The sequence below is a fragment of the Halorubrum sp. Ea1 genome (assembly GCF_002252965.1).
GTDB lineage: Archaea > Halobacteriota > Halobacteria > Halobacteriales > Haloferacaceae > Halorubrum.
Genome location: NZ_NHPG01000066.1, coordinates 1 through 218 on the forward strand (window position 1 = coordinate 1; position 218 = coordinate 218).

Below are 218 nucleotides of genomic sequence, written 5' to 3' on the forward strand. Positions count from 1 at the left end.
ATCCGACGCGACCGGATCGCATCCGACGACTTCGCTCGGTGACGGTACGTTTCGAGTCCGGAGAGCAACACTTTAGTACCGCCTCTTCATCTGGTTCGACTGCATCAACTGGACATCGGTAAACACGAACTGTACCGTATGTCAACGTTTCAGGACGGAACGCGACGTACCTTGCCCTCTCACGGCGGTTTTCCACCTGAAACGGAGGGGTTCACATG